26 protein-coding genes are annotated in these 25,976 nt (G+C 60.3%); 20 read left to right on the forward strand and 6 right to left on the reverse strand.

Annotated features, from left to right (window positions below):
* Positions 1-146: 146 nt before the first annotated feature.
* The 4 genes from LGT41_RS13960 to LGT41_RS13975 are packed head-to-tail and all read left to right on the forward strand — an operon-like array spanning position 147 to position 3,840.
* Positions 147-1,901 (forward strand): acetolactate synthase 3 large subunit, encoded by a 1,755-nt coding sequence (locus LGT41_RS13960; protein ID WP_274127519.1) that lies wholly within the window; start codon positions 147-149, stop codon positions 1,899-1,901.
* Complete coding sequence (locus LGT41_RS13965; RefSeq protein WP_274127520.1) at positions 1,901-2,686, forward strand: sulfotransferase domain-containing protein; 786 nt, start codon at positions 1,901-1,903, stop codon at positions 2,684-2,686. Before LGT41_RS13960 ends, LGT41_RS13965 begins: the two co-directional genes overlap by 1 nt.
* The gene (gene ilvN / locus LGT41_RS13970) at positions 2,683-3,243 is read left to right on the forward strand and encodes an acetolactate synthase small subunit (protein ID WP_274127521.1); all 561 of its coding nucleotides are present in this window, start codon (positions 2,683-2,685) and stop codon (positions 3,241-3,243) included. The genes LGT41_RS13965 and ilvN overlap by 4 nt, the downstream gene beginning before the upstream one ends.
* Positions 3,244-3,258: 15 nt before the next feature.
* Positions 3,259-3,840, forward strand: coding sequence for a 5-formyltetrahydrofolate cyclo-ligase (locus LGT41_RS13975; protein ID WP_274127522.1), 582 nt, complete (start codon positions 3,259-3,261; stop codon positions 3,838-3,840).
* A 183-nt stretch (positions 3,841-4,023) separates the two neighbouring features.
* Here the strand turns inward: LGT41_RS13975 and LGT41_RS13980 are convergent, their stop codons facing one another.
* The 4 genes from LGT41_RS13980 to LGT41_RS13995 form a co-directional block, all read right to left on the reverse strand.
* Positions 4,024-4,260 (reverse strand): EF-hand domain-containing protein, encoded by a 237-nt coding sequence (locus LGT41_RS13980; RefSeq protein ID WP_274127523.1) that lies wholly within the window; start codon positions 4,258-4,260, stop codon positions 4,024-4,026.
* A 485-nt stretch (positions 4,261-4,745) separates the two neighbouring features.
* Positions 4,746-8,399 carry a vitamin B12-dependent ribonucleotide reductase gene (locus LGT41_RS13985; protein ID WP_274127524.1) on the reverse strand — a complete coding sequence of 1,218 codons (3,654 nt, stop codon included), beginning with the start codon at positions 8,397-8,399 and terminating at the stop codon, positions 4,746-4,748.
* A 511-nt stretch (positions 8,400-8,910) separates the two neighbouring features.
* On the reverse strand, positions 8,911-9,372 hold the full coding sequence (locus tag LGT41_RS13990; RefSeq protein ID WP_274127526.1) for an Lrp/AsnC family transcriptional regulator: 462 nt from the start codon (positions 9,370-9,372) through the stop codon (positions 8,911-8,913).
* Positions 9,369-9,827, reverse strand: coding sequence for an Lrp/AsnC family transcriptional regulator (locus LGT41_RS13995; RefSeq protein ID WP_274127527.1), 459 nt, complete (start codon positions 9,825-9,827; stop codon positions 9,369-9,371). Before LGT41_RS13995 ends, LGT41_RS13990 begins: the two co-directional genes overlap by 4 nt.
* A 131-nt stretch (positions 9,828-9,958) precedes the next feature.
* On the opposite strand from LGT41_RS13995, the gene ilvC reads away from it, so the two are divergent.
* From ilvC to LGT41_RS14045, 10 genes are all read left to right on the forward strand, one after another.
* Positions 9,959-10,981, forward strand: coding sequence for a ketol-acid reductoisomerase (ilvC, locus tag LGT41_RS14000; protein ID WP_274127528.1), 1,023 nt, complete (start codon positions 9,959-9,961; stop codon positions 10,979-10,981).
* Between the two features lie 211 nt (positions 10,982-11,192).
* The gene (locus tag LGT41_RS14005; protein WP_337993015.1) at positions 11,193-11,594 is read left to right on the forward strand and encodes a DUF6524 family protein; all 402 of its coding nucleotides are present in this window, start codon (positions 11,193-11,195) and stop codon (positions 11,592-11,594) included.
* Positions 11,578-12,156 carry a hemerythrin domain-containing protein gene (locus LGT41_RS14010; protein ID WP_274127529.1) on the forward strand — a complete coding sequence of 193 codons (579 nt, stop codon included), beginning with the start codon at positions 11,578-11,580 and terminating at the stop codon, positions 12,154-12,156. Before LGT41_RS14005 ends, LGT41_RS14010 begins: the two co-directional genes overlap by 17 nt.
* 94 nt (positions 12,157-12,250) lie before the next feature.
* A complete protein-coding gene (secG, locus tag LGT41_RS14015; protein WP_274127530.1) occupies positions 12,251-12,595 on the forward strand; it encodes a preprotein translocase subunit SecG in 345 nt (114 codons plus the stop codon).
* 187 nt (positions 12,596-12,782) lie between these two features.
* On the forward strand, positions 12,783-14,429 hold the full coding sequence (locus LGT41_RS14020) for a CTP synthase (RefSeq protein ID WP_274127531.1): 1,647 nt from the start codon (positions 12,783-12,785) through the stop codon (positions 14,427-14,429).
* Positions 14,430-14,882: a tellurite resistance TerB family protein gene (locus LGT41_RS14025; protein WP_274127532.1), complete on the forward strand. Its 453-nt coding sequence runs from the start codon at positions 14,430-14,432 to the stop codon at positions 14,880-14,882. It abuts the gene before it with no gap.
* Between the two features lie 217 nt (positions 14,883-15,099).
* Positions 15,100-17,262 carry a phosphoribosylformylglycinamidine synthase subunit PurL gene (gene purL / locus LGT41_RS14030; RefSeq protein WP_274127533.1) on the forward strand — a complete coding sequence of 721 codons (2,163 nt, stop codon included), beginning with the start codon at positions 15,100-15,102 and terminating at the stop codon, positions 17,260-17,262.
* 52 nt (positions 17,263-17,314) lie between these two features.
* Positions 17,315-17,557 (forward strand): BolA family protein, encoded by a 243-nt coding sequence (locus LGT41_RS14035; RefSeq protein ID WP_274127534.1) that lies wholly within the window; start codon positions 17,315-17,317, stop codon positions 17,555-17,557.
* Positions 17,558-17,561: 4 nt separating this feature from the next.
* Positions 17,562-17,927, forward strand: a complete 366-nt coding sequence (grxD, locus tag LGT41_RS14040) for a Grx4 family monothiol glutaredoxin (protein ID WP_274127535.1) — start codon at positions 17,562-17,564, stop codon at positions 17,925-17,927.
* A 130-nt stretch (positions 17,928-18,057) separates the two neighbouring features.
* Positions 18,058-19,032 (forward strand): glutathione S-transferase family protein, encoded by a 975-nt coding sequence (locus LGT41_RS14045; protein WP_274127536.1) that lies wholly within the window; start codon positions 18,058-18,060, stop codon positions 19,030-19,032.
* Positions 19,033-19,149: 117 nt separating this feature from the next.
* Here the strand turns inward: LGT41_RS14045 and LGT41_RS14050 are convergent, their stop codons facing one another.
* Positions 19,150-19,581: a cell division protein ZapA gene (locus LGT41_RS14050; RefSeq protein WP_274127537.1), complete on the reverse strand. Its 432-nt coding sequence runs from the start codon at positions 19,579-19,581 to the stop codon at positions 19,150-19,152.
* Positions 19,574-19,786: a hypothetical protein gene (locus LGT41_RS14055; protein WP_274127538.1), complete on the reverse strand. Its 213-nt coding sequence runs from the start codon at positions 19,784-19,786 to the stop codon at positions 19,574-19,576. Before LGT41_RS14055 ends, LGT41_RS14050 begins: the two co-directional genes overlap by 8 nt.
* A gap of 194 nt (positions 19,787-19,980) precedes the next feature.
* Here LGT41_RS14055 and tkt point away from each other — a divergent pair, with 194 nt between their 5' ends.
* The 6 genes from tkt to pdhA all read left to right on the forward strand — a co-directional run bounded on the left by tkt (position 19,981) and on the right by pdhA (position 25,966).
* Positions 19,981-21,999, forward strand: coding sequence for a transketolase (gene tkt, locus LGT41_RS14060; protein WP_274127539.1), 2,019 nt, complete (start codon positions 19,981-19,983; stop codon positions 21,997-21,999).
* A 48-nt stretch (positions 22,000-22,047) separates the two neighbouring features.
* On the forward strand, positions 22,048-22,191 hold the full coding sequence (locus LGT41_RS14065; protein WP_274127540.1) for a glyceraldehyde-3-phosphate dehydrogenase: 144 nt from the start codon (positions 22,048-22,050) through the stop codon (positions 22,189-22,191).
* Between the two features lie 15 nt (positions 22,192-22,206).
* Positions 22,207-23,397: a phosphoglycerate kinase gene (locus LGT41_RS14070; RefSeq protein WP_274127541.1), complete on the forward strand. Its 1,191-nt coding sequence runs from the start codon at positions 22,207-22,209 to the stop codon at positions 23,395-23,397.
* A 31-nt stretch (positions 23,398-23,428) separates the two neighbouring features.
* Positions 23,429-24,358 (forward strand): class I fructose-bisphosphate aldolase, encoded by a 930-nt coding sequence (locus tag LGT41_RS14075; RefSeq protein WP_274127542.1) that lies wholly within the window; start codon positions 23,429-23,431, stop codon positions 24,356-24,358.
* A gap of 187 nt (positions 24,359-24,545) precedes the next feature.
* Positions 24,546-24,848: an FtsB family cell division protein gene (locus LGT41_RS14080; protein WP_274127543.1), complete on the forward strand. Its 303-nt coding sequence runs from the start codon at positions 24,546-24,548 to the stop codon at positions 24,846-24,848.
* Positions 24,849-24,964: 116 nt separating this feature from the next.
* Positions 24,965-25,966, forward strand: coding sequence for a pyruvate dehydrogenase (acetyl-transferring) E1 component subunit alpha (gene pdhA / locus LGT41_RS14085; protein ID WP_274127544.1), 1,002 nt, complete (start codon positions 24,965-24,967; stop codon positions 25,964-25,966).
* The last annotated feature ends 10 nt before the right edge of the window (positions 25,967-25,976 follow it).

The following is a 25,976-nucleotide window of genomic DNA, read 5'->3' on the forward strand; positions in this document are numbered from 1 at the left end:
CGCAGTTGAAAATTATTGTGGTCCTTCTAAGCACGCGCAGTCGCCGGGCTTGAGTTTCCCTGTTTGCGACTGCGCCGACCCCCGCCAGAACGGGGGTTTTTTTGTAGCTAAAAGCGGTGGATGCCGCGCCAGATGAGGATGAGAACATGACCCGTCAGATGACCGGTGCCAAGATGGTGGTTCAGGCGTTGAAGGATCAGGGTGTGGATACCGTTTTCGGCTATCCCGGCGGCGCGGTGCTACCGATCTATGATGAAATTTTCCAGCAGAATGACATCAAGCACATTCTGGTGCGCCACGAACAGGGCGCCACCCATGCCGCCGAGGGCTATGCGCGCTCTACCGGCAAGCCCGGCGTTGTGCTGGTCACCTCCGGCCCCGGAGCCACGAATGCCGTGACCGGCATGACCGATGCGCTGATGGATTCGATCCCGCTGATCGTTCTCACCGGGCAGGTGCCGACCTTCATGATCGGCAATGACGCGTTTCAGGAAGCCGATACCGTTGGCATTACGCGCCCCTGCACCAAGCATAACTGGCTGGTGAAAGACACCAACAAGCTGGCCGAAACCATCCATCAGGCCTTTCATGTGGCCATATCCGGCCGCCCCGGCCCGGTGCTGGTCGATATTCCGAAAGATGTGCAATTTGCCACCGGCACCTATGTTGAACCGCGCAAGGCCAAGACCTCGCATTACCAGCCACAGGTGAAGGGCGATATCGAGGCGATCACCCATGCCGTTGAAATGCTGGAACGCGCCAAACGCCCGATCATCTATTCCGGCGGTGGCGTCATAAATTCCGGCCCCGCCGCCAGCCAGTTGTTGCGCGAGCTTGTGGGCGCAACCGGCGCGCCGATCACCAGCACGCTGATGGGGCTTGGCGCCTATCCGGCATCGGGCAAGGAATGGATCGGGATGCTGGGGATGCACGGCACCTATGAGGCCAATCTCGCCATGCATGACTGCGACTATATGCTTTGCATCGGGGCGCGGTTCGATGACCGCATCACCGGGCGGATAGATGCCTTCTCGCCCAACTCCTTCAAGGTGCATATCGACATCGACCCAAGCTCGATCAACAAGAACGTGCATGTCGATTGCCCGATCGTTGGCGATATCGGCCATGTGCTGGAAGACTTGCTGCGCATCTGGAAGGCGCGCGGCCGCAAGCTCAACACCGAGGCACAGCCGAAATGGTGGGGCAAGATTGGCGAGTGGAAGGCCAGGAACTGCCTGTCTTACAAAAACTCCGACAAGATCATCAAACCGCAATACGCGCTGCAACGGCTGGAGGCGCTGACCAAGCATCGTGACCGTTACATCACCACCGAAGTGGGCCAGCACCAGATGTGGGCCGCGCAGTTCCTTGGCTTTGAAGACCCGCATCGCTGGATGACATCGGGCGGGCTTGGCACAATGGGTTACGGCTTTCCCGCCTCGATCGGCGTGCAAATCGCCCACCCCGATGCGCTGGTCATCAACGTGGCGGGCGAGGCAAGCTGGTTGATGAACATGCAGGAAATGGGCACGGCCATGCAGTTCCGCACGCCGGTCAAGCAGTTCATTCTGAACAACGAACGCCTTGGCATGGTGCGCCAGTGGCAGGAATTGCTGCATGGCGAGCGCTATTCGTCGAGCTGGTCGGAAAGCCTGCCCGATTTCGTGAAACTGGCCGAAGCCTTTGGCGCCAAGGGCATTCGTTGTTCGGACCCCGCCAAGCTTGATGACGCCATTCAGGAAATGCTCGACCATGACGGGCCGGTGATTTTTGATTGTCTTGTCGAAAAGCACGAAAACTGCTTCCCGATGATTCCATCTGGCAAGGCGCATAACGAAATGCTGCTCGGTGATGCCGATACCCAGGGCGTGATCGACGCGGGCGGCTCGGTTCTCGTGTAATGAAACCGCTGCTCTATTTCAGCTACGGGATGACAAAAAGCGGCTCGACGCTGGCCTATATGCTTGTGCGCACGGCGCTTGTGGCGGCGGGCATGGCGCAGCCACGCCTGATTAGCGCGGCCAATATCGGCGGCAAACGCATCAATATGGTCGAACATCTGACCCGCGCCGATGCCAAGGAATTGCTGGATGAGGCGCGGGCTACCGGCCATATGATCGTGCTGAAAACCCATACCCGCCCCGATGACCCGGTGGTGGTCGATCTGCTGCAATCGGGTCTGGCCATCGGCCATGCCGTGTGCCGCGACCCGCGCGATATGGTGCTTTCCATGCTCGACCATGCCAGACATTCGCGCCGCCTTGGGCAAGCAGAATTTACGGAATTTGCCACCTTTGACGCGGCGATTGACAATATCCGCCACCAGACCAACAGCCTGACCGCCTGGCTGCGCCTGCCAAATATTCTGTCACTCTGTTTTGAAGAGCTTGCCTTTGAAACCCCGCAAGCCGCGCGGCGCATTCTTGGGCAACTCGGCTTGCGGATGAATCCCGGCCATCTGGCCGAACTGGTGCTGGAATCGGGCCAGACCAACAAAAACCGCGGCAAGCAGGCCCGCCACATTGGCGAAATGCCCGCCGACCTTGCCCGAAGCCTTGGCGCCGAGTTTGCGCCCCTGATCGACACGCTCATCACCCATCGCGCAAAACTGCCGCAAGACGGGGCCGTTACCCTGCCCCCGCCCGCCAGCCTGCGCATTTCCCAAATATCGGAGCCCGCATTATGAACGCCCTCAACCTCAAAAAAGGTGCCTCGAGCAAATCGGCCTATAACCTGCGCGACCTTGCCGATGATACGCTGGAAACCCACACGCTTGCCGTGCTGGTCGATAACGAATCCGGCGTTCTGGCCCGCGTCATCGGGCTGTTTGCCGGCCGTGGCTATAATATCGACAGCCTGACCGTGGCCGAAACCGACCATACCGGGCATCGTTCGCGCATTACCGTTGTGACCACCGGCACGCGTTCGGTGATCGAGCAGATCAAGGCCCAGCTTGGGCGGCTCGTGCCGGTGCATCAGGTAAATGACCTGACCGTTGAAGGCCCGAGCGTTGAACGGGAACTGGCGCTGATCAAGGTGGCGGGCAAGGGCGAAAAGCGGGTCGAGGCCCTGCGCACGGCCGAGATTTTCCGCGCCTCGGTCGTCGATTCCACGCTTGAAAGCTTCGTGTTTGAACTGACAGGCACGCCTGAAAAGATCGATGCTCTGATTGACCTGATGCGCCCGCTTGGCCTTGTCGACGTGGCGCGCACGGGTGTGGCGGCAATCGCGCGCGGGCTCTAGCAAGGACCAGGCAGGATGACACAGGCAGAGTGGCGGCGCGCGGAACGGCAAGCAAAAATCGCCGCGCGTCTGGCCACAAGCGCCGATGAGCGCGCCGAAATTGCCGCCAGGGTTGCCGCTGGGCTCGATGCCCTGATCGACTTTTCGGCCAAGCCGACCATCAGCCTTTACTGGCCCTTTCGCGGCGAGTTGGACCTGCGCCGCTGGATGGCCGATGCGCATGGGCGCGGCGCCATCATTGCCCTGCCGCTGGTCGTGGCCAAGGCCCGGCCGCTGGCCTTCCGCCGCTGGTTTCCCGGCTGTGCCATGACACGCGGCATATGGAACATCCCCATCCCCGAAAACGGCCCCGAGATCACCCCGAATGTGATTATCGCACCGCTGGTCGGCTATGATGAGCATAACTACCGCCTTGGCTATGGCGGCGGGTTCTTTGACCGCACGATCGCCGGAATTGCCGGGACGCGGCTGGTTATCGGCGTGGGCCATCCGAGCGCGAAAACCGACGGGTTTGTGCCGCATGAACATGACATCCCGATGGATGTAATCTTGGTGGGCGGCGCGCCGGTTTACGCGGCGGAGCGTGGTGCGCAATAAATGCGCACCATACATCAAAGCGCGGCTCACCCGTAGGGTGCGCATTCATTGCGCACCTTTTTAGTCGCATTTATTGTGGACCTCTGTGGCCGCATTCTTGGCGCATCCTATCGAACCCACCCCCAAAAAAAGCAGAGGCCCCCGCGTCCGGGGGCCGATACTGGTTACAGTCTGGTGGCAAGATCAGCCGGGAAGCAGATCGGAGCTTTGGGCCGTGGCGAACTCATCCATGTCCACAACCCCGTCGCCATTGACATCGATCGCCGCAAAGCCTTCTTCGGTCAGGTCCGGATAGGCGACGAGCAACTCATCCATTGTGTAGACCCCGTCGCCATTGCTGTCTTCCAGCATGTCCTGGGCGAAGGCCGGAGCGGCAAAGGCGGCAATGGTCGCGGTCAGTGTTAGGGCATGTTTCATCATTTTCAGTTCCTCCTGAATTATGGCTTAAGCCATTGATATCGAGACGTTTATTCGCCTCACCAAAACCATATCCAAGCCAGATCGAATTGCCCATACTCGCCCAAGGGTTGCGCGTGCGCAGTGGCAGTTTCCTGCCAAGCGGGCTGTGAAACACTGCCGGTTGCAGATGGAATCCATCGCATTTTCAAATGATTAGCGCCGGTGTTTCACAGCACCCCGACCAGCCGGAACCGCCCCGCCAGCCCAGCCGCACGGCCCGAAACAGCGCCTGAAAGCAACGGCTTGGCGGGTTTTTGCCGGCGGATTTTCTGCCCGGAACCCGCAAAACGCCCCACGACGATTCGCCCTCAGCCACAAAAAGAAAGGGCCGGTTTCCCGGCCCCAGTCTAAGCTAAATCAGGCATCTCGTTGACCGCTCGCGTGGCTTGCCTGCGGCCTGATCGCCGGAAAGGGCCGCGCAGCGCAGCCCTTTCCTCTAAACTCGCTCAACTACAACCGCTCGTGCCGCCACAGGTGTTGCACTTCATGCAGGTGCCGTTGCGCACCAGCGTGTAGTTGCCGCATTCCCCGCAAGCATCGCCTTCAAAGCCCTGCATCTTGGCCTTGGCGCGGGCATCCATCGGGGCGGCGCTGGCCTTGGTTTCGGTCATCACCGCAACGCTGGCCGTGGTCGACTTTACCGCCGCGACCCCGCCTTCGCCCACGCCGCCCTGAAACAGCGTCAACTCCTGTGGCAGGCGCTTGCGCAGATAGCCGGTCGAGGTCAGCGAGCGGATCATCTGCATCGACTGATGCGCCGCCTCGGCCGCCGGTTTGCGGATGTTGGCCACACCCTCTTCCGCACCGCGCCCCAGATCGTCGAAGCTTTCGCCGGTGGGTTTCACATGCGCAAGGTCTTCACGGTCAAGGTAGCTGACTGCGAGTTCACGGAATATATAATCCAAAATCGAGGTGGCATTCTTGATGCTGTCATTGCCCTGCACCATGCCGGCCGGCTCGAACTTGGTGAAGGTGAAGGCGTCAACAAACTCTTCCAGCGGCACGCCATATTGCAGACCGACCGAAACGGCGATGGCGAAATTGTTCATCATGGCGCGAAAGCCCGCACCTTCCTTGTGCATGTCGATGAAGATCTCGCCCAGATTGCCGTCTTTATACTCGCCCGTGCGCAAATAGACCTTGTGGCCGCCGACAATTGCCTTCTGGGTATAGCCCTTGCGCCGCTCTGGCAGTTTTGCACGCCCGCGCGCCACTTCGCGCACGATGATCTTTTCGACAATCTTTTCGGCCAGCACCTGGGCGCGCTCGCCCGAGGGGGCATTGGCCAGCACCTCTTCCAGATCATCGGCATCGTCATCATCGATCAGCGCCGAAGACAGCGGCTGGCTGAGTTTGGAGCCATCACGATAAAGCGCATTGGCCTTTACACCCAGCGACCAGCTCAGCTCGTAAGCCGCGTTGCAATCCTCAATGCCCGCATCATTCGGCATGTTGATGGTTTTGGAGATTGCACCGGAAATGAAGCTCTGCGCCGCCGCCATCATGTGGATATGGCTGTCCACGCTCAAAAAGCGCTTGCCGATCTTCCCGCAGGGGTTGGCACAGTCGAACACCACATAATGCTCGGGCTTCAGATGCGGCGCGCCTTCAAGGGTCATCGTGCCGCAGACATGTTTGTTGGCCTCGTCGATCTGGGCGCGCGAATAGCCAAGATGGCGCAGCAGATCAAAGGCCGGATCGTTCAGCTTGTCTTGTGGAATGCCCAGCGTGCCGGTGCAGAAATCGGCACCCAATGTCCATTGGTTGAACACGAATTTGATGTCAAAGGCGGTCGGCAATGCGGCTTCGATCTTCTCCAGCTCTTCTGCGCCAAACCCATGCCCGATCAGGCTGGTCGAATTGATGCCCGGCGCGTTGCCGATGGTGCCATGCCCAACGGCATAGGCGATGATCTCCTCGATCTCGTTTTCACGATAGCCAAGGTTGCGCAAGGCCGCCGGCACCGAGCGGTTGATGATCTTGAAATAGCCGCCACCGGCCAGTTTCTTGAACTTTACCAGGGCAAAGTCCGGCTCGATCCCGGTCGTGTCGCAATCCATCACCAGCCCGATCGTGCCTGTGGGGGCAATCACCGATACCTGCGCGTTGCGGTAGCCGTGCGTCTCACCCAAGGCAATCGCCTCATCCCACACCTTGTGGGCAATGTTGATCAGCTTGCCATCGGGGCAATTGTCGTGGTCAAGCGGCACCGGCTTCACGGCCAGCCCCTCATAGCCCGATGTTTCGGCGTAGGCCGCGCGGCGGTGGTTGCGCATCACGCGCAGCATGTTTTCGGCATTTGGCGCATAGCCGGGAAAGGCGCCAAGCTCGGCGGCCATTTCCGCCGAAGTGCGGTAGCTCTCGCCGGTCATGATCGCGGTCAGCGCACCACAAAGCGCGCGGCCCTCGGCACTGTCATAGCCATAGCCCATAGTCATCAGCAGCCCGCCGATATTGGCATAGCCAAGGCCAAGCGTGCGGAACTTGTAGCTGCGCTCGGCAATTTCGGGGCTTGGGAATTGTGCCATCAGCACCGAAATTTCCAGCGTAATCGTCCAGATGCGCGTGGCGTGCAGATAGGCTTCGGCGTCAAACGCGCCGTCTTTCAGGAACATCAGCAGGTTCATGCTGGCCAGATTGCAGGCCGTGTCATCAAGGAACATATATTCCGAACAGGGGTTCGAGCCGCGGATCTCGCCATCGGCCGGGCAGGTATGCCAGGCGTTGATCGTGTCGTGGAACTGGATGCCCGGGTCGGCACAGGCCCAGGCGGCATGGCCAACCTGGTCCCACAATTCGCGCGCCTGCACGGTTTTGGCAACCTTGCCATCGGTCCGGCGGATCAACTCCCAGGGCGCATCATCCTTCACGGCCTGCAAAAAGGCATCGGTCACGCGCACCGAGTTGTTGGAATTCTGGCCGGAAACCGTGAGGTAAGCATCAGAATCCCAATCGGTATCATAAGTCGGAAACTCAATGCTGCTATATCCCTGCCGCGCATAATCCAGCACGCGTTTGACATAGGTTTCCGGAATCATCGACTTTTTCGCGCCGCGAATGGCGTCTTTCAAACCGGGGTTGGCCTTGGGGTCGAAGGCATCGGCCTCGGCCCCGTCCCATGCGCGGATGGCGGCGAAAATATCGTTCAGCCGGGCCTCGTGCAGTTTGGAGCCGGCTACAAGGCTGGCGACTTTCTGCTCTTCAACCACCTTCCAGTTGATGAATTCCTCGATGTCCGGATGGTCCATATCAACGATGACCATCTTGGCCGCGCGCCGCGTTGTGCCGCCCGATTTGATGGCCCCCGCCGCACGGTCGCCGATTTTCAGGAAAGACATCAGCCCCGAAGACTTGCCCCCACCGGCGAGTGATTCATTGCTGGCCCGCAGGCTGGAAAAATTGGTGCCGGTGCCCGAGCCATATTTGAACAGGCGGGCTTCGCGTGTCCACAAATCCATAATCCCGCCATTGCCCACCAGATCATCGCCCACCGACTGGATGAAACAGGCATGTGGCTGCGGATGCTCATAGGCGCTGGAAGATTTGGTCAGCTTGCCGGACTTGTAATCAACATAGGAATGGCCCTGGCCCGGGCCGTCAATGCCATATGCCCAGTGCAGGCCGGTATTGAACCATTGCGGCGAATTCGGCGCGCCCATCTGGCTGGCAAGCGTGTAACGCATCTCGTCATAATAGGTGCGGGCATCGGCTTCGGTGGTGAACATGCCACCCTTCCAGCCCCAATAGGCCCAGGCACCGGCCAGACGGTCAAACACCTGTGTCGCGCTTGTCTCGCCACCAAACCGCGCCGCCTCGGGCAGCTTGGCAAGCGCCGCCTCATCGGGCACCGAGCGCCACAAAAATTCCGGAACGCCCTTTTCCTTCACCGGCTTCAGCGCGGCAGGCACACCGGCTTTGCGAAAATACTTCTGCGCCAGAACATCGGCCGCCACCTGGCTCCACTTCGCGGGCACGTCCATATCCTTCAGGCTGAAAACAACCGAGCCATCGGGGTTGCGAATTTCGGAATTGGTCTTGCGAAAGTCGATCGCGCCATAAGCGCCTGTTTTTTCAGTCGTAAATTTCCGCGCGATTTTCATGTGCCTGTCCCTTGGTTTGCAGCGTCACGCGCCACAGGCAATGCCCAAAGCGCTGGAATTCAAAGGCCAAACGTCACAAATCTGTGGAAGTCCAAAGTTCAGCCTGCCCCGCCGGCGCACACTATATATTGTGTATGCTTCCCGACGACCCACAATCTGCTGCATCAAACCCTATCGGTCAACGCTTCTTTTCGCTGAATTCACAAAAAAAATACTTGACCAGCATTGCTTGGGAAAAGCCGGATTTCACCCACGATTCTCGCCCGGATAACCCAGCCGACATTGCCCAGACATTCCAGAGGTTTCGCCCATATTACTGATGCTTTACCTTTGGTCATGCTGCGCCGCACCCTGCATGGAATGCAAATAACCTGTCACCGAATCGCAACGCGAATACCGGGCCACGGCGCATGAAAGCGACCCGGCCAGGCCAGATACCGCTTCATCTTTTGCTTGAAAATATCCCCGCCGGAGGCATCGGCACTTTGCCACAAGTCCGACCGGCAAAAATTCAAACCACCGGGCCGCCGCGCGTCTCGTCACTCAGCAAAACGTTACTTTCCACCGCGCCAACGCCCGGCAGGGTCATGATCCGGCGGCGCAGGATTCGCTCGAAATCCGCAAGATCGCGCGCAACAACCCTGATCCGATAATCATACACGCCCAGCACATGCTGCACGAGCTGCACTTCGGGGATCGCGCTCACCGCGCGCTCAAAATCCTCAAGCCCGACACGGCCCTTTACAGCCAGTTTAATACCAAGGAAAACAACAACTTCATAGCCAAGCTTCATGCGGTCCAGCACCAGTTGCCGCCCGGTGATCACGCCGCTTTCCTCCAGCCGCCGCAAGCGCCGCCACGCAGCCGGCTGGCTGATGCCCAGCGCCGCGCCCAAAGCCGCCGCCCCCATATCGCCCTCGGCCATAAGCAGGCGCAGCATGGCGCGGTCTGTGGCATCCAGCGCAACACTCATAGCGGCAATGCCTCGGTGTTTTTTACTTCCGATACCAGCATCAGCGCCTCGATATCGGCAATATGCGGCAGCGCCAGGATCTTGCCCTTGTAAATGTCCTGATAATGCGCAAGGTCGCGCGCCAGCACATCCATGCGGATATCGACCCGCCCCAGCAGGGTCTGGATTGTGTCGACCTCGGCAATGTCGCGCGCCGCGGCCAGAAATTCGGCAAAGGCATTGGGCGCGGTCTTGTCCAGATTGATGCGCAGGAACACCTGCACACCGTAGCCAAGCGCGCGCATATCCACCACCACGCGCTTGCCTTTCAGAACGCCCGCCGTCTTCAACTTTTCCAGCCGCCGCCAGCAGGGTGCCACGGTCATACCCGCCTGCACCGCCAGGTCGGCGGTTGAAATCGTGGGGCTGGCCTGCAAAAGCCGCAACAGCCGCCGGTCTGTATCATCAACCTGCATGAATTTTGCTATATCTCATGATTTTGCCTATTGGAATTACCTATTTTCAGCATTTTCAGCAAAATCAGAAACACATACCGCCAAAATATCCGTAGCTTACCGCCAGAAACAGCATTCAGAAGGAAGAAACCATGCGCGTTTACTACGATCGCGATTGCGATGTGAACCTGATCAAGGACATGAAGGTCGCCATTCTCGGCTATGGCAGCCAGGGCCATGCCCATGCGCTGAACATGCGCGATTCCGGGGTGAAGAACGTCGTCGTCGCCCTGCGCGAAGGCTCGCCTTCCGCCAGGAAAGCCGAAGGCGAAGGCCTGAAGGTGATGGGCATCGCCGAAGCCGCCGCCTGGTGTGACCTGATCATGTTCACCATGCCCGACGAGTTGCAGGCCGAAACCTACAAGAAATACGTGCATGACAATCTGCGCGAAGGCGCGGCGATGGCTTTCGCCCACGGGCTGAACATCCATTTCGGGCTGATCGAACCAAAACCCGGTGTCGATATTCTGATGATGGCCCCCAAAGGCCCCGGCCACACTGTGCGCGGCGAGTTCACCAAAGGCGGCGGCGTGCCCTGCCTTGTGGCCGTGCATCAGGATGCCTCGGGCAAGGCGATGGATATCGGCCTGTCCTATTGCTCGGCCATCGGCGGCGGGCGTTCGGGCATTATCGAAACCAACTTCCGCCAGGAATGCGAAACCGACCTGTTCGGCGAGCAGGCCGTGCTGTGCGGTGGCCTGGTCGAGCTTATCCGCATGGGTTTTGAAACGCTTGTGGAAGCTGGCTACGAGCCGGAAATGGCCTATTTCGAATGCCTGCACGAGGTGAAACTGATCGTTGATTTGATCTATGAAGGCGGCATCGCCAACATGAATTACTCGATCTCCAACACCGCCGAATATGGCGAATATGTCTCCGGGCCCCGCATTCTGCCTTACGCCGAGACCAAGGCCCGCATGAAGGCCGTGCTGGCCGATATCCAGAACGGTAAATTCGTGCGTGATTTCATGCAGGAAAACGCCGTCGGCCAGCCCTCGTTCAAGGCAACCCGCCGCATCAACGACGAACACCAGATCGAACAGGTCGGCGAGAAGCTGCGCGCCATGATGCCGTGGATTTCCAAGGGCAAAATGGTCGACAAAGCGCGGAACTAACCCGCAACAAGGCTGCGCAATCAATGCGACCAAAGCGGTGCGCAATAAATGCGCATTCTACGCGGTCACATTCGTGCCCAACCATAACCCGTAGGGTGCGCATTCATTGCGCACCTTTTTTCACACCATCACCCTTCGCGCCAAACCTCCCAATTGCCACGCCCGCCCTGCCCCGCTAGTCTGCGCAACACGCAATTTGGGAGACACCACAATGCTGATGCGCCTGCTTATCCGTTGGGGCTTTGCCCTTATTCTGGTCATGGCCACCTATAACCCGACGAAATGGAACCTCGTGCGCTGGGGGATGGACAACTACACCAGCAACCTGCCGGTGGTGGTTCTGGTCACGCTGGTCGTTCTGCTGGGCTGGATCATCTATATCCGCGCCACATTCCGCTCCATCGGGCCGGTTGGCATCTTTTTGGTGCTGGCGCTGGTCGGCGCGCTGGTCTGGGTATTCTACGATCAGGGCTGGCTGGATATTGGCAATGCCACCGCGATGACCTGGATCGGGTTGATCGCGCTGTCTTTCGTTCTGGGCATTGGCATGACATGGTCGATTATCCGCCGCGCAATTTCCGGGCAGTTGGATGTCGATGACATCGAAGAATGATCCGCTTGGCCTGGAAAACCGCAAGGGCCTGCCCGATGCGCTGCGCGTGCTGGCGGCAGGCTACCCGCGTGAGGGCTGGGAGGCGCATGGCAATTTTGACCAGCTCACCCGCTTCTGGCTCGACCGTCACCTGATGTTCCGCCGCCTTCAGGCCGATCTGGTGGCCGATGCGCAAACCCTGCTTGACCAAAACAGCGACCCGGCGCGCTTTGCCATCCGCACATCGCGCCTGGCGAGTATGCTGGTCAACCAGCTTCACGGCCATCACGAGATTGAGGACCATCACTATTTCCCCTTGCTCAGCGCGCGTGATCTGCGGCTTGTGCGGGGCTTCGATCTGCTTGATGCCGACCATCATGTGCTCGACCATACGCTGGCCGGCCTGACCGAGGCAGCGAATACCGCCTTGCAAACCATTGCCGAGGGCGGTGCGCATATCGACCCCGTTGCCACCTATCTTGACCATGTCCACAGCCTTGGCCACCTGCTCGACCGGCATTTGACCGATGAGGAAGAGCTGATCGTGCCGATCTTGCTTGAATACGGGCCCGTTCAGCTATAAGTGGCCTCTCAAGCATATCGTATGGCGCCGCCGCATGGACAGGCGCCGCCCGAACGGGTAAACCCCGAACCGCATAAAAGTGAGACCTGAGGCAATGGAAAACATCGTTCTGACCGCCCATCTGATTATCGCACTGGCGCTGATTGCCGTTGTGCTGATGCAACGGTCGGAAGGTGGTATTGGCCTTGGTGGCGGCGGTGGCGGCGGTGGCGCCATGTCGGGCAGGGCCGCTGCAACCGCGCTGACCAAATTCACCTGGATTCTGGCCATTCTGTTTCTGACCACCTCCATCACGCTTACCGTCATGGCCGCCGCCAACAGCGCCGACGAATCGGTGATTACCGGCGATGTTCCGGCAGCCGGGGCGCCCGCGCCGCTGGAAATTCCGCTGGCACCGCTTGGGGCCGATGCCCCCGCCGCGCCGCCCCCGGCCGAGTAAACCCCGCAATAACCCAAGCGGGGCAACATGCTGTTGCCCTGGCTTGACCTTCTACATCATCTGGCGATTTTGTGGCTTGCTGCGCTTGGCAAGCGGGCGGATTTAGGGTATGACTCAAATCCCGTGGAGCGCGGGTTTTGCCCTGCAGTGACCGCCAGAAAACACAACATTCACGGGGGCCGGGCCGATGGCACGCTATATTTTCATTACAGGTGGCGTTGTTTCGTCTTTGGGCAAGGGGCTGGCTTCGGCCGCGCTTGGCGCATTGCTGCAAGCGCGCGGCTATTCGGTGCGCCTGCGCAAGCTCGACCCGTATCTGAATGTCGACCCCGGCACCATGTCACCCTTCGAGCATGGCGAAGTTTTCGTTACCGATGATGGCGCTGAAACCGATCTGGACCTTGGCCATTACGAGCGTTTCACCGGCGTGGCGGCGCGCAAGACCGATTCGATCTCGTCCGGCCGTGTCTATTCGAACGTGCTGGAGCGCGAGCGGCGCGGCGACTACCTGGGCAAAACCATTCAGGTCATCCCGCATGTCACCAATGAAATCAAGGACTTTCTGAAAATCGGCGCCGATGAGGTAGATTTCATGCTCTGTGAAATTGGCGGCACGGTGGGCGATATCGAGGGCCTGCCCTTCTTTGAAGCCATCCGCCAGTTTGGCCAGGATATGCCGCGCGGCGATTGTGTCTATATGCACCTGACGCTGCTGCCGTTTATTGCCGCCAGCGGCGAGCTGAAAACCAAACCGACCCAGCATTCGGTGAAAGAACTGCGCTCGATCGGCATTGCGCCCGATGTGCTGGTCTGCCGGTCTGAAAGCCCGATCCCCGAAAAGGAGCGCGAGAAGCTGGCGCTGTTTTGCAATGTGCGCCCCGACAGCGTGATCGCGGCGATGGATCTCAAATCCATTTATGAGGCCCCGCTTGCCTATCACCACGAGGGGATGGATTCTGCCGTGCTGGCCGCCTTTGGCATTACCGACGCCCCGGCCCCTGATCTGTCCAAATGGGAAGATGTGGCCGATCGTGTCTACCACCCCGAAGGGCAGGTGCGCGTGGCGGTGGTGGGCAAATACACCCAGCTTGAGGATGCCTATAAATCCATCGCCGAGGCGCTGACCCACGGCGGAATGCATAACCGCGTGAAAGTGCAGGCCGAGTGGATTGACAGCGAAATTTTCGACCGCGAAGACGCCGCCGACCGGCTGCAGGGCTACCACGCCATTCTGGTGCCCGGCGGTTTTGGCGAGCGTGGCACCGAGGGCAAGATCAAGGCCGCAGCCTATGCCCGCGAACACCAGATCCCCTATTTGGGGATATGTCTGGGAATGCAGATGGCGGTCATCGAGGCCGCGCGCAATCTGGCGGGCATTTCCAATGCCGGCTCGGAAGAATTCGACCACGAATCCGCCGGCCAGCGCCGGTTCGAGCCGGTTGTCTATCATCTCAAGGAATGGCTGGAGGGCAACCGCACCATCCAGCGCAAGGCGGATGATGACAAGGGCGGCACCATGCGGCTTGGCGCCTATGATGCCACGCTTGCAGCGGGCTCGCAGGTGGCCGAAATCTATGGCAGCACCGCAATTTCCGAACGCCACCGCCACCGCTACGAGGTGGACATGGCCTATCGCGACCAACTCGAGGCGCATGGGCTGAGGTTTTCCGGCGTTTCCCCCGACGGGCGCCTGCCGGAAATTGTCGAATTCAAGGGCCATCCGTGGTATATCGGCGTGCAGTTCCATCCGGAGCTGAAGTCCAAACCCTTCGCACCCCACCCGCTCTTCGCCGATTTCGTGCGCGCGGCGGTCGAACAATCAAGGCTGGTTTAGATGTTAGGTCATTTCTTCAAATCGCTGTTCGGAGGCCAGACATCGTCGGCGCAATCCGGCCCCTCGGATGAGCGTGTGCCGCTGGCCGTGCTGCTCGTGCGGCTTGCGCGCACCGATTACGAATATGTGCTGGAAGAGCGCGCCCAGATCATCGACATTCTGAAAGAACGCTTCAAGCTTGATGACGTGGCCGCCGAATTGCTGGTCGAGCAGGCCGAGCGCGCCGAGGCCGAACCGCATGACCATGTGCATTTCACCAAGCAGATCAAGGATCTGGTGGAGTATGACCGCCGCGCCGAGGTCATGGAAGACCTCTGGCTGCTCGCCCTGGCCGACGGGCGGCGCGATAACGAGGAAAACGGCTTTCTGCGCCTGATCTGCAGCCTTTTGGGCCTGTCAGACCAGGAATCCGCCTTTGCCCGCCAGCGCGCGCAAGCGCGGGTCAAGGGCTGAGCCGCTACAAACCAATCCCGATGCCGCATCCAGCGCCGCCCCGGACCTGATCCGGGGCCTCCTGCCTTTACCGCTCGAGGCCCCGGATCAGGTCCGGGGCGCCGTCGTCTGTGCGGCAAGGGTGCGCGCATTTGCGCCGATCACGATATCCCCCTTTCAACTTTACGGGCTTGGCGCTAAAAGGCCGCCAAACCCCCAAGCCGTTGCGAGGTCTGCCATGACGATTGAGCCCGAAATCACCCCAGCGTTGATCGAGGCCCACGGGCTGAGCGCCGATGAATATGACCGGATCATTCGCCGCCTGAACCGGGCGCCGACCTATACCGAGCTTGGGATTTTTTCGGCCATGTGGAACGAGCATTGCTCGTATAAATCGTCCAAAAAATGGCTGCGCACCCTGCCCACCACCGGCCCGCAGGTAATTTGCGGCCCCGGCGAGAATGCCGGCGTGGTCGATATTGGCGATGGTCAGGCGCTGGTCTTCAAGATGGAAAGCCACAACCACCCCAGCTATATCGAGCCGCATCAGGGGGCGGCCACCGGCATTGGCGGCATTCTGCGCGATGTCTTCACAATGGGCGCGCGCCCGATCGCCACGATGAACGCGCTTTCCTTTGGCGAAGTTTCCCACCCGAAAACCAGATCGCTGGTCAATGGTGTGGTCGAGGGCATCGGCGCCTATGGCAACTGCTTTGGCGTGCCGAATATCGGCGGCGAGCTGCGCTTTCACAAATCCTATAACGGCAACTGCCTTGTGAACGCCTTTGCCGCCGGGCTGGCCGATGCCGACAAGATTTTCTACTCGGCCGCCAGCGGTGTCGGGATGCCGGTTGTATATCTGGGCGCCAAGACCGGGCGCGATGGTGTCGGCGGGGCGACAATGGCCAGCGCCGAGTTTGATGACAGCATTGAAGACAAGCGCCCCACCGTGCAGGTCGGTGACCCGTTCACCGAAAAGCGCCTCATGGAAGCCTGCCAGGAACTGATGCGCACCGGCGCTGTCATCTCCATCCAGGATATGGGGGCCGCTGGCCTGACCTGTTCTGCCGTTGAAATGGGCGACAAGGGCGGTCTTGGCGTGCGGCTCGACCTTGAGAAAGTGCCCTGCCGCGAGACCGGCATGACCGCCTATGAAATGATGCTGTCTGAATCCCAGGAGCGGATGCTCATGGTGCTGCGCCCGGAAAAAGAGGCCGTGGCCAAGGCTGTATTCGATAAATGGGACCTCGACTTTGCCATCGTCGGTGAAACCATCGCCGAAGACCGGTTCCTTGTCTGCATGAATGGCGAGGTGAAGGCCGATCTGCCGCTGAAGGCCCTGTCGGGCGATGCACCGGAATATGACCGCCCCTGGCTGCCCACGGCCGCCGCTGCCGATATGGCCGAATTGCCGCAGATCGACGCCGCCGCCGCGCTGCTTTCCCTCATCTCCAGCCCCAATTATGCCAGCCGTGCCTGGGTGTGGGAGCAATATGACCATACCGTCATGGCCGACACGCTGGTGCGCCCGGGGTCAGATGCGGGCATCGTGCGCGTGCATGGCACCAACAAGGCCATCGCCTTCACCTCGGATGTCACCCCGCGCTATTGCCGCGCCAATCCGGTCGAGGGTGGCAAGCAGGCGGTGGCCGAAGCCTTCCGCAACCTGTGTGCTTCTGGCGCGCGCCCCTTGGCCACAACCGACAATCTCAACTTCGGCAACCCGCAAAAGCCCGAAATCATGGGGCAATTCGTGGGCTGTATCGAAGGCATCGGCGCCGCCTGTCTGGTGCTGGATATGCCCATCGTTTCGGGCAATGTGAGCCTTTATAACGAAACCGACGGGCGCGGCATTCTGCCCACGCCCACAATCGGCGCGGTCGGGCTGCTTGATTCGGTTGAGGATATCATCCGCGCCGTTCCGGATAGCGCCGATATTCTGGTGCTGGTGGGGGAGACACAGGGCCATTTGGGCCAATCCGCCCTGCTTGCCGAGCTGTTTGGCCGCGAAGATGGCGACGCGCCGCATGTCGACCTTGGGGCCGAGCGGCGCAATGGCGAATTCGTGCGCGCCGCCCGCGGCCTGATTACCGCCGCGCACGACCTTGCCGATGGCGGGCTTGCGCTTGCTGCCGCCGAAATGGCCATTGCAGGCAAATGCGGGGTCAGCATTGCGCAAACCGGCACCGGCTATCTGTTTGGCGAGGATCAGGGCCGCTATCTGCTGGCTTTGCCGGCCGATAACCTGCCCGAACTGGCCGCATTGGCCGCCGAAACCGGCGTGCCTTTGGCCGAAATCGGCGCCTTTGGCGGCGAGAACATCACGCTTGGCACCGCGACCCTGCCGCTGAACATCGTTACCGCCGCCCATCGCGGCGCGCTGCCGCAGGCTTTTGGCTAGGCCTTGTAACCGTATCGCCGCAGGCATAGATTTGCGCTAAAGGAATGTAACAATGGCCATGCAAGCACACCAGATCGAGGCGCTGATCCGCGCCGCCTTCCCCACCGCCAAGGTCGAGATCGACGACCTTGCCGGCGATGGCAACCACTATGCGGCAACCGTGATTGCCGAAGAATTTCGCGGGCTGAACCGGGTAAAGCAGCACCAACTGGTTTACGCAGCCCTAAAGGGAAAAATGGACGGCCCGGCGGGTGAATTGCACGCGCTGGCCCTCACCACCAAAGCACCGGAGTAAGCCCATGTCGGCAGAAGATACCATTCGCGAAACCGTTTCCAGCAACGATGTTGTCCTGTTCATGAAGGGCACATCGCAAATGCCGCAATGCGGGTTTTCATCCCGCGTGGCGGGCGTTCTCAACTATATGGGCGTGGCCTATAAAGACGTGAACGTGCTGGCCGATGATGAAATCCGCCAGGGCATCAAGGATTTTTCCGACTGGCCAACCATTCCCCAGCTTTATGTGAAGGGCGAGTTTGTGGGCGGCTGCGACATCATCACCGAGATGACCTTGTCGGGCGAGCTTGACGGGCTGTTCACCCAGAACGGCATCGCCTTTGACGCCGAGGCTGCCGCGAAAATCCGCGAAGCCAACAAGGAAGACTGAAGCACAGCCCATGTGCGATGAACGGCGTCCTTGCGGGCGCCGTTTCCGTTTTCGATACAGTCTTGGTATCTCTGCGGGGTTTATACACCAAACCGCCGCATCTATATCGGATGAAACGAAAGGAAAAACTATGGGCCAGCTTATCAACGGAGAATGGGACGAGAACCCGAACTTCCCAACGTCATCCGACGGGGCGTTTCGCCGCCCCGATGCCAGTTTCCGCAACTGGGTCACGCCCGATGGCGCGCCGGGGCCAAGCGGTGCGGGCGGCTATCTGCCCGAAAGCGGGCGCTATCATCTCTATGTCAGCTATGCCTGCCCCTGGGCGCATCGCACGCTGATCTACCGCGCGTTGCGGGGGCTGGCCGACCATATCACCGTCAGCGTCGTCCACCCCGATATGCTGAACAAGGGCTGGAAGTTTGACGAAAGCTATAATGGCGCAACCCCCGACCATTTGTTCGGTGCCAAACAGCTTTACGAAATCTACCAGCGCGCCGATTCCGGCGTGTCGGCCCGCGTCACCGTGCCGATCCTGTGGGACAAGCAGACCAACAGCATCGTCTCCAACGAAAGCGCCGAGATCATCCGCATGTTCGACACGGCCTTCAACGGGCTGACCGGCAATACCGCAACCTTCCGCCCCGCCGGGCTGGAAGACGAGATCGACGCCGTCAACACCCGTGTTTACAACACGCTCAACAATGGTGTCTATCGCTGCGGCTTTGCCACCTCGCAACGGGCCTATGATACCGCCGTGGGCGAGCTGTTTGACACGATGGACTGGCTGGAGGCGCGCCTTGCCAAAAGCCGCTACCTTGTGGGCGACAGCATCACCGAGGCCGACTGGCGCCTAGCGCCCACGCTGTTCCGCTTTGATGCCGTCTATCACGGCCATTTCAAATGCAGCCGTAACCGCCTGGTCGATTTTCCCAATCTCTGGGCCTATGCGCGCGATCTGTTCCAGCAGCCCGGCGTGGCCGATACCGTGAAGTTCGACCATATCAGGCGGCACTACCATTACAGCCATGAAAGCATCAATCCGCACCGGATCGTGCCTTTGGCTCCGGCAATCGACTGGATGCAACCGCATAACCGCGCCTGACGGTGCAAGGCGGCGCGGGCGCCAGGCTGCCAATAGCGCGCCCGTGCCGCGCCGCCACCGCCAAGCAAAAAGCCCCGAATTTTCGGGGCTTTCTTGCGCGGCAGGCCGAGATCAGGCTCAATCGGCCACAAGCTTCTCCAGCCGCTTGGCGGTGCTTTCCAGCAGCTTCATCGCTTCGGGCAATTCAACCGAATCAAACAGGCTGGCGGGCGCGGCACTCGGCTCGGCTGACGGTGCCTTCCTGGCCTGAAGCTCCAGATCTGCCGCCAAGGCCGCCGCCTTGCTTTCAGCCTTGCGCAGGCGTGTTTCCATATCGGCCACGCGTTCAGACGCATCCTTGGCCTTCCATTCCAGCTCTTTTTGCAGATCGGCCAGCATCAGCCCGGCCATCAGCAACATGCGCGATTCGGGCAGGCGGCCCAGCGCGGCTTGCAGCGTTTTCGCCTGGGCGTTCAGCAATTCGGCAGCAGCGCGTGCCTGTGGTTCTTCGCCCGGCTCGCAGGCAATTGCAAAGCTGCGCCCGCCAATCTCGATGTTAATGTCAGGCATTTTCACCCTCCTCGATCAGCGGTTTGAGCTGGTCCAGCAGCCGCTCCAGCTCTTCCAGGTCGCTCTGGCGCTGGTTTTTCTGCTCTTCCAGATCGGCCCGCAGCCTGGCATTTTCCTTGGTCAGCTCCAAATGTCCGGCCTCGGCGGCCTCAAGCCGCGACAGCGCCGCATTGATCCGGCTTTCCAGTTTTTTCAAGTCACTCATCGCCTGTCCTTCACCCGTCTGTTGTTGCACGAATCGCATTTGCAGGTGCGCGACGCAAGTTTAATCAGTTTTTCGCGCCATGTCGGCTGGATTATGCCCAACCCGGCTTGACGCTTGGCGGGATACTGCTAACAAGGCGCCAACCCTGAAACCCGGCGAAACCTGCCTTTTCGGCCCAAAAGCGAGAGATTTTCGTGGATATCGACACACTCAAAGCCCAGCACCCCGATCATTGGAACAAAGCCGCCGCCTTGCGCGTTTTGGCAATGGACGCCGTTCAGGCCGCAAATTCCGGCCATCCCGGTATGCCGATGGGCATGGCCGATGTGGCCACCGTGCTGTTTGAGAACCACCTGAAATTTGATGCCTCCGCCCCCAACTGGGCCGACCGTGACCGGTTTATCCTGTCGGCGGGCCACGGCTCGATGCTGCTCTACGGGCTGCTGCACCTGACGGGTTACGCCGATATGACCATCGCGCAGATCAGGAATTTCCGCCAGATGGGCGCGATCACCGCCGGCCACCCCGAATATGGGCACGCATCCGGCATTGAAACCACCACCGGCCCGCTGGGCCAGGGGCTGGCCAATGCGGTTGGTTTTGCGATGGCCGAGGCCAGCCTTGCCGCGCGCTTTGGCAAAAAGATCGTCGACCATTACACCTATGTCATTGCCGGCGATGGCTGTCTGATGGAAGGCATCAGCCATGAGGCGATTGCGCTGGCCGGCAAGCAGAAGCTGAACAAGCTGATCGTGATGTGGGACAATAACGGCATTTCCATCGACGGTAAGGTCGCCCTGTCCGACATTACCGACCAGCAGACCCGCTTTGCCGCCTGTGGTTGGGATGTGTTCGCCTGCAATGGCCATGATCCGGCCGATATCGACCGCGCGCTGACCGCCGCCAAGGCCAGCCCGCGCCCGGCGATGATAGATTGCGCCACCCATATCGGCTTTGGCTCGCCTGCGAAACAGGATACATCGGGCGCGCATGGCGCACCGCTCGGGGCCGAAGAAATCGCCAAGGTTCGCGAAATCTATGGCTGGTCGCATCCGGCTTTCGTCATTCCCGCCGATATCAAATCGGCCTGGGAGGCGATCGGCGCGCGCGGCAGCGAAGCCCGTGCCGCATGGGAAGCCCGCAAGGCGAGCCTGTCCACCACCAAAGCCGCCGAGTTTGACCGCGTTATCGCTGGCGAAGCGCCCAAAAAGCTTGCCGCAGCAATCCGCGCCTTCAAGAAAACCATCTCCGACTCCGCACCCAAAATCGCCACCCGCAAATCCAGCGAAATGGTGCTGGAGGTGCTGAACAGCGTGATGCCCGAAACCATTGGCGGCTCGGCCGATCTGACGGGTTCGAACAACACGCTCACCAAGGGGCTTGGCACGTTTGATGCTGAAAACCGCGCCGGGCGTTACGTTTACTACGGTATCCGCGAACACGGTATGGCGGCGGCCATGAACGGCATGGCCCTGCATGGCGGTGTCATGCCCTATGGCGGCACCTTCCTGTGCTTCACCGATTATGCGCGCGGCGCGATGCGCCTGTCGGCACTCATGGGCATTCGCACCACCTATGTGATGACGCATGACAGCATTGGTCTGGGTGAAGACGGCCCGACCCACCAGCCGGTTGAGCATCTTGCCATGCTGCGCGCCACACCCAACACCCATGTGTTCCGCCCCGCCGACACGGTTGAAACCGCCGAGGCCTGGGAGTTGGCCGCAACCACCGCCCGCACCCCCTCCGTTCTGGTGCTGACCCGCCAGAACCTGCCAACCCTGCGCACCAAACACAGCACCAGGAACCTGTCCGCCCAGGGCGCCTATGTGCTGGCCGAAGCAGAGGGCAAGCGCCGCGTGATCCTCATGGCCACGGGTTCGGAAGTTGAAATTGCAATGGCCGCGCGCGACATTCTGCAAGCCAAAGGTATCGGCACCCGCGTTGTCTCCATGCCCTGCTGGGAGCTGTTTGAAGCTCAGGACGAAGCCTATCGCCGCAAGGTTCTGCCCGCCGGCCCGGTGCGCGTTGCGGTGGAAGCCGGCGTGCGCCTTGGCTGGGATAAATGGCTTTGTGCCGAGCGTGGCGCCGCCAAAAAGGCCGGCTTCATCGGCATGGACGGGTTTGGCGCCTCGGCCCCCGCGCCCGCGCTTTACGCGCATTTCGGCATAACGGCTGAAGCCACCGCCGCGGCGGCCGAAGCCCTGCTCTAAGATCTGAACTGCGCCTTCGGGCGCAGTTTTTTTGCCTGCGAGGTTTCCATGACCAACTATGTCGCATTCTGGTTGATGGCCATCATCATTACCGTCATTGCGGCAGACTATTTCTATTTCGAGTGGAACCTGATGCAGATATTTCTGGACGCGACCACCGCCGCCATTCGCTGGCTGGCCTTCTGGCGCTAAACGGGGGAAAATCCGATGGCTTGGAAAACGCTGGATGAGGTTGATCTGAACGGCAAGACCGTTCTCACCCGTGTCGATATCAACGTGCCAATGGAAAATGGGCGCGTCACCGATGCCACCCGCATCATGCGCATCATTCCCACCCTGCGCGACATTCTCGCCAAGGGTGGCCGCCCGGTTCTGCTGGCGCATTTCGACCGCCCCAAAGGCAAGCCCGTGCCAGGCATGAGCCTTGCGCCGCTGCGCGCCCCGCTTGAAGCCGCGCTTGGCAGCCCGGTCGCCTTTTGTGGCGAAACCGTGGGCGAGGACGCCAAAGCCGCCATTGCCGCCCTGCCCGCGGGCAGCACGCTTTTGCTGGAAAACACCCGCTTTTACCCCGGAGAAGAGGCGAACGACCCCGAATTCGCCCGCGCTTTGGCCGCCTTGGGCGATGTCTATTGCAACGATGCCTTCTCTGCCGCCCACCGCGCCCATGCCAGCACCGAAGGTGTCGCCCACCATTTGCCCGCCTGTGCAGGCCGCCTCATGCAGGCCGAGCTTTCGGCACTCGAAGCCGCGCTGGCCAGGCCGGAACGCCCGGTTGTTGCCGTGGTTGGCGGGGCGAAGGTTTCCACCAAGCTCGACCTGCTTGGCAATCTGATCGACAAGGTCGATATGATCGTCATCGGCGGCGGCATGGCCAACACATTTCTGGCGGCCCAGGGCATTCCGGTTGGAAAATCGCTTTATGAGCGCGACCTTGCCGATACTGCCCGCGCCATCATGGAGCGCGCGGCCGAAGCCGATTGCGACCTGATCCTGCCAACAGATGTGGTTGTGGCACGCGAATTTGCCGCCCATGCCCCCAATATGACCGTGGCCGCCACCGCCTGCCCGCCCGATGCGATGATCCTGGATGCAGGCCCGATGGCCGTGGCCCGTATCGAAGGCGCCTTTGCCCGCGCCAAAACCCTTGTCTGGAACGGACCGCTTGGGGCGTTCGAACTGGAACCGTTCAACATGGCCACCAATGCCGCCGCCCGCGCCGCCGCAGAACTTACCCGTGCGGGCAAGCTGCTTTCGGTTGCTGGCGGGGGCGATACCGTGGCTGCGCTGAACGCCGCCGGGGTGGCGGATGACTTCACCTATGTCTCCTCGGCGGGCGGGGCTTTCCTGGAATGGATGGAAGGCAAAACCCTGCCCGGCGTGGCGGCGCTGTCCCGATAACCACAACCACCGCACGAAAGGCCCAATTGCGATGAAAGTGACCAAAGCCGTGCAGGCGATCCTGCGCAATTACGAAAGCGACAATCCCGGCGTGAAGGGCAACCTTGCGCGTATTCTGATGGAAGGAAAGCTTGGCGGCACCGGCAAGCTCATCATCCTGCCCGTCGATCAGGGGTTTGAACATGGCCCGGCGCGCAGCTTTGCACCCAACCCGGCCGCCTATGACCCGCATTACCACTATCAGCTTGCCATCGATGCCGGGATGAGCGCCTATGCCGCCCCGCTTGGTATGCTGGAAGCCGGGGCCGACACCTATGCAGGCGCCATCCCCACCATTCTCAAGGCCAATTCCGCCAATTCGCTCATTCCGGACGCGGCGTTCAAAGATCAGGCCATCACCGCCAGCGTTGACGATGCCTTGCGCCTTGGCTGTGCCGCCATCGGCTTCACCATCTATCCCGGCTCGACAATGGGGCTGGAAATGTTCGAGGAAATTTCCGAAATGCGCGCCGAGGCCGCGGCGGTTGGCATTCCCACGGTCATCTGGTCCTATCCACGCGGCGAGGCGCTGGACAAGAACGGCGAAACCGCCGCCGATATTTCGGCCTATGCCGCGCAAATCGCAGCATTGCTGGGGGCGCATATCATCAAGGTCAAACTGCCCACCGACCATCTGTCGCTGAAAGAAGCCAAGGCGGTGTATGAGGCCGAGAAGATCGACATCGCCGATCAAACCGCCCGCGTGCGCGATATCATGCGCTCGGCCTTCAACGGTCGCCGCATTGTCGTGTTTTCCGGAGGGGCCAAAAAAGGTGCCGATAGCGTGTATGACGATGCCCGCGCCATCCGCGATGGCGGCGGTAACGGCTCGATCATCGGGCGCAACACCTTCCAGCGCCCGCGCGCCGATGCGCTTGAGATGCTTGGCAAGCTGGTCGATATCTACAAGGGCAAAGCCTGATACCATCCTGCGGCGTCCCGGGCCTGACCCGGGACCTCGACCTTGCAGCAGAGGCCCCGGGTCAGGCCCGGGGCGGCGCAGTTTGCGGCATCGACCCGGTTATTTTTTCAATTAGGGGATTCACAAGTCGAATCACATCTGTCATGATTCGCAGCACCCATAAAAACACGGCGAAAAGCATACAGGCATGGACTCTACGACGCAAAAAAGTCGGATCGGCGATGTAATTCTCGCATTTCTCGTGGTTGTGGCTATGGGATATTTCGCCTTTACGGCCATTCAGGGCGAAAACGGGCTCTTGAAATTATTCCAGGTGCAAGACCAGCGCGATTTTCTGGAAGCCGAACTTTCCAGCCTGAAAGCCGAGCGTGAAGCCGCCGCGAATCTTACAAAACGGCTTTCAGATCAATATCTTGACCTTGACCTGCTCGACGAGCAGGCCCGCCGTGTTCTGGGCATGGCGCGCGGTGACGAGATCATCTTCAACTAGGCCTCACCCCGGCTTTGCAACCATTGCATACCCTTAGGTCAAAAAAACACGTGTCGCGCGCGTTTTGGTTCTGTATACTATGGTTTAACGCTAAACTATAATCGGAGGATGTCGGGATGGCGACAGCCAAGAAGGCCAAACAGCCAGCAAAGCAATCGAATGTCGCAGCCGAGGAGTTGCTGGGCTATTACCGCGAAATGCTGCTCATCCGCCGGTTTGAGGAAAAGGCCGGCCAGCTTTACGGCATGGGCAAGATCGGTGGCTTCTGCCATTTGTATATCGGGCAGGAAGCGGTTGTCGTGGGCCTTGAGGCCGCAGCCAAGGAAGGCGACCAGCGCGTCACATCCTACCGCGACCACGGCCATATGCTGGCCTGCGGGATGGACCCGAAAGGCGTGATGGCCGAACTGACGGGGCGCGAAGGGGGCTATTCCAAAGGCAAGGGCGGCTCCATGCATATGTTCTCCAAAGAGAAGAACTTTTATGGCGGCCACGGCATTGTCGGCGCACAAGTGCCCATTGGCGCGGGGCTGGCATTCGCCAATAAATACCGCGGCAATGACAATGTGGCCTTCGCCTATTTCGGCGATGGCGCCGCCAATCAGGGCCAGATCTATGAAACCTTCAACATGGCCAGCCTCTGGAAACTGCCCTGCATTTTCGTGATCGAGAACAACCAGTATGCAATGGGCACCAGCATGAAGCGCGGCTCATCCACGCCCGCGCTTTACACGCGCGGCGAGGCCTTCGGCATTCCCGGTGAAGCGGTTGACGGCATGGATGTGCTGGCCGTCAGGGCTGCTGCCGAAAAGGCCGTGGCCTACTGCCGTGCGGGCAAGGGCCCCTATATTCTGGAAATGAACACCTATCGCTATCGCGGGCATTCCATGTCGGACCCGGCCAAATACCGCACCCGCGAAGAGGTGCAGAAAATGCGCGACGAGCGTGACCCGATCGACCATATCCGCGATATGCTGCTTGGCGGCAAACACGCATCCGAGGACGATCTGAAAGCCATCGACAAGGAAATCAAATCCATCGTCAGCGCCTCGGCCGATTTTGCCGTTGAAAGCCCGGAGCCGGCCGAAGCCGAGCTTTGGACCGACATTTACGCATAAGGGAGAAAGA

Source organism: Abyssibius alkaniclasticus, assembly GCF_020447305.1.
GTDB lineage: Bacteria > Pseudomonadota > Alphaproteobacteria > Rhodobacterales > Rhodobacteraceae > Abyssibius > Abyssibius alkaniclasticus.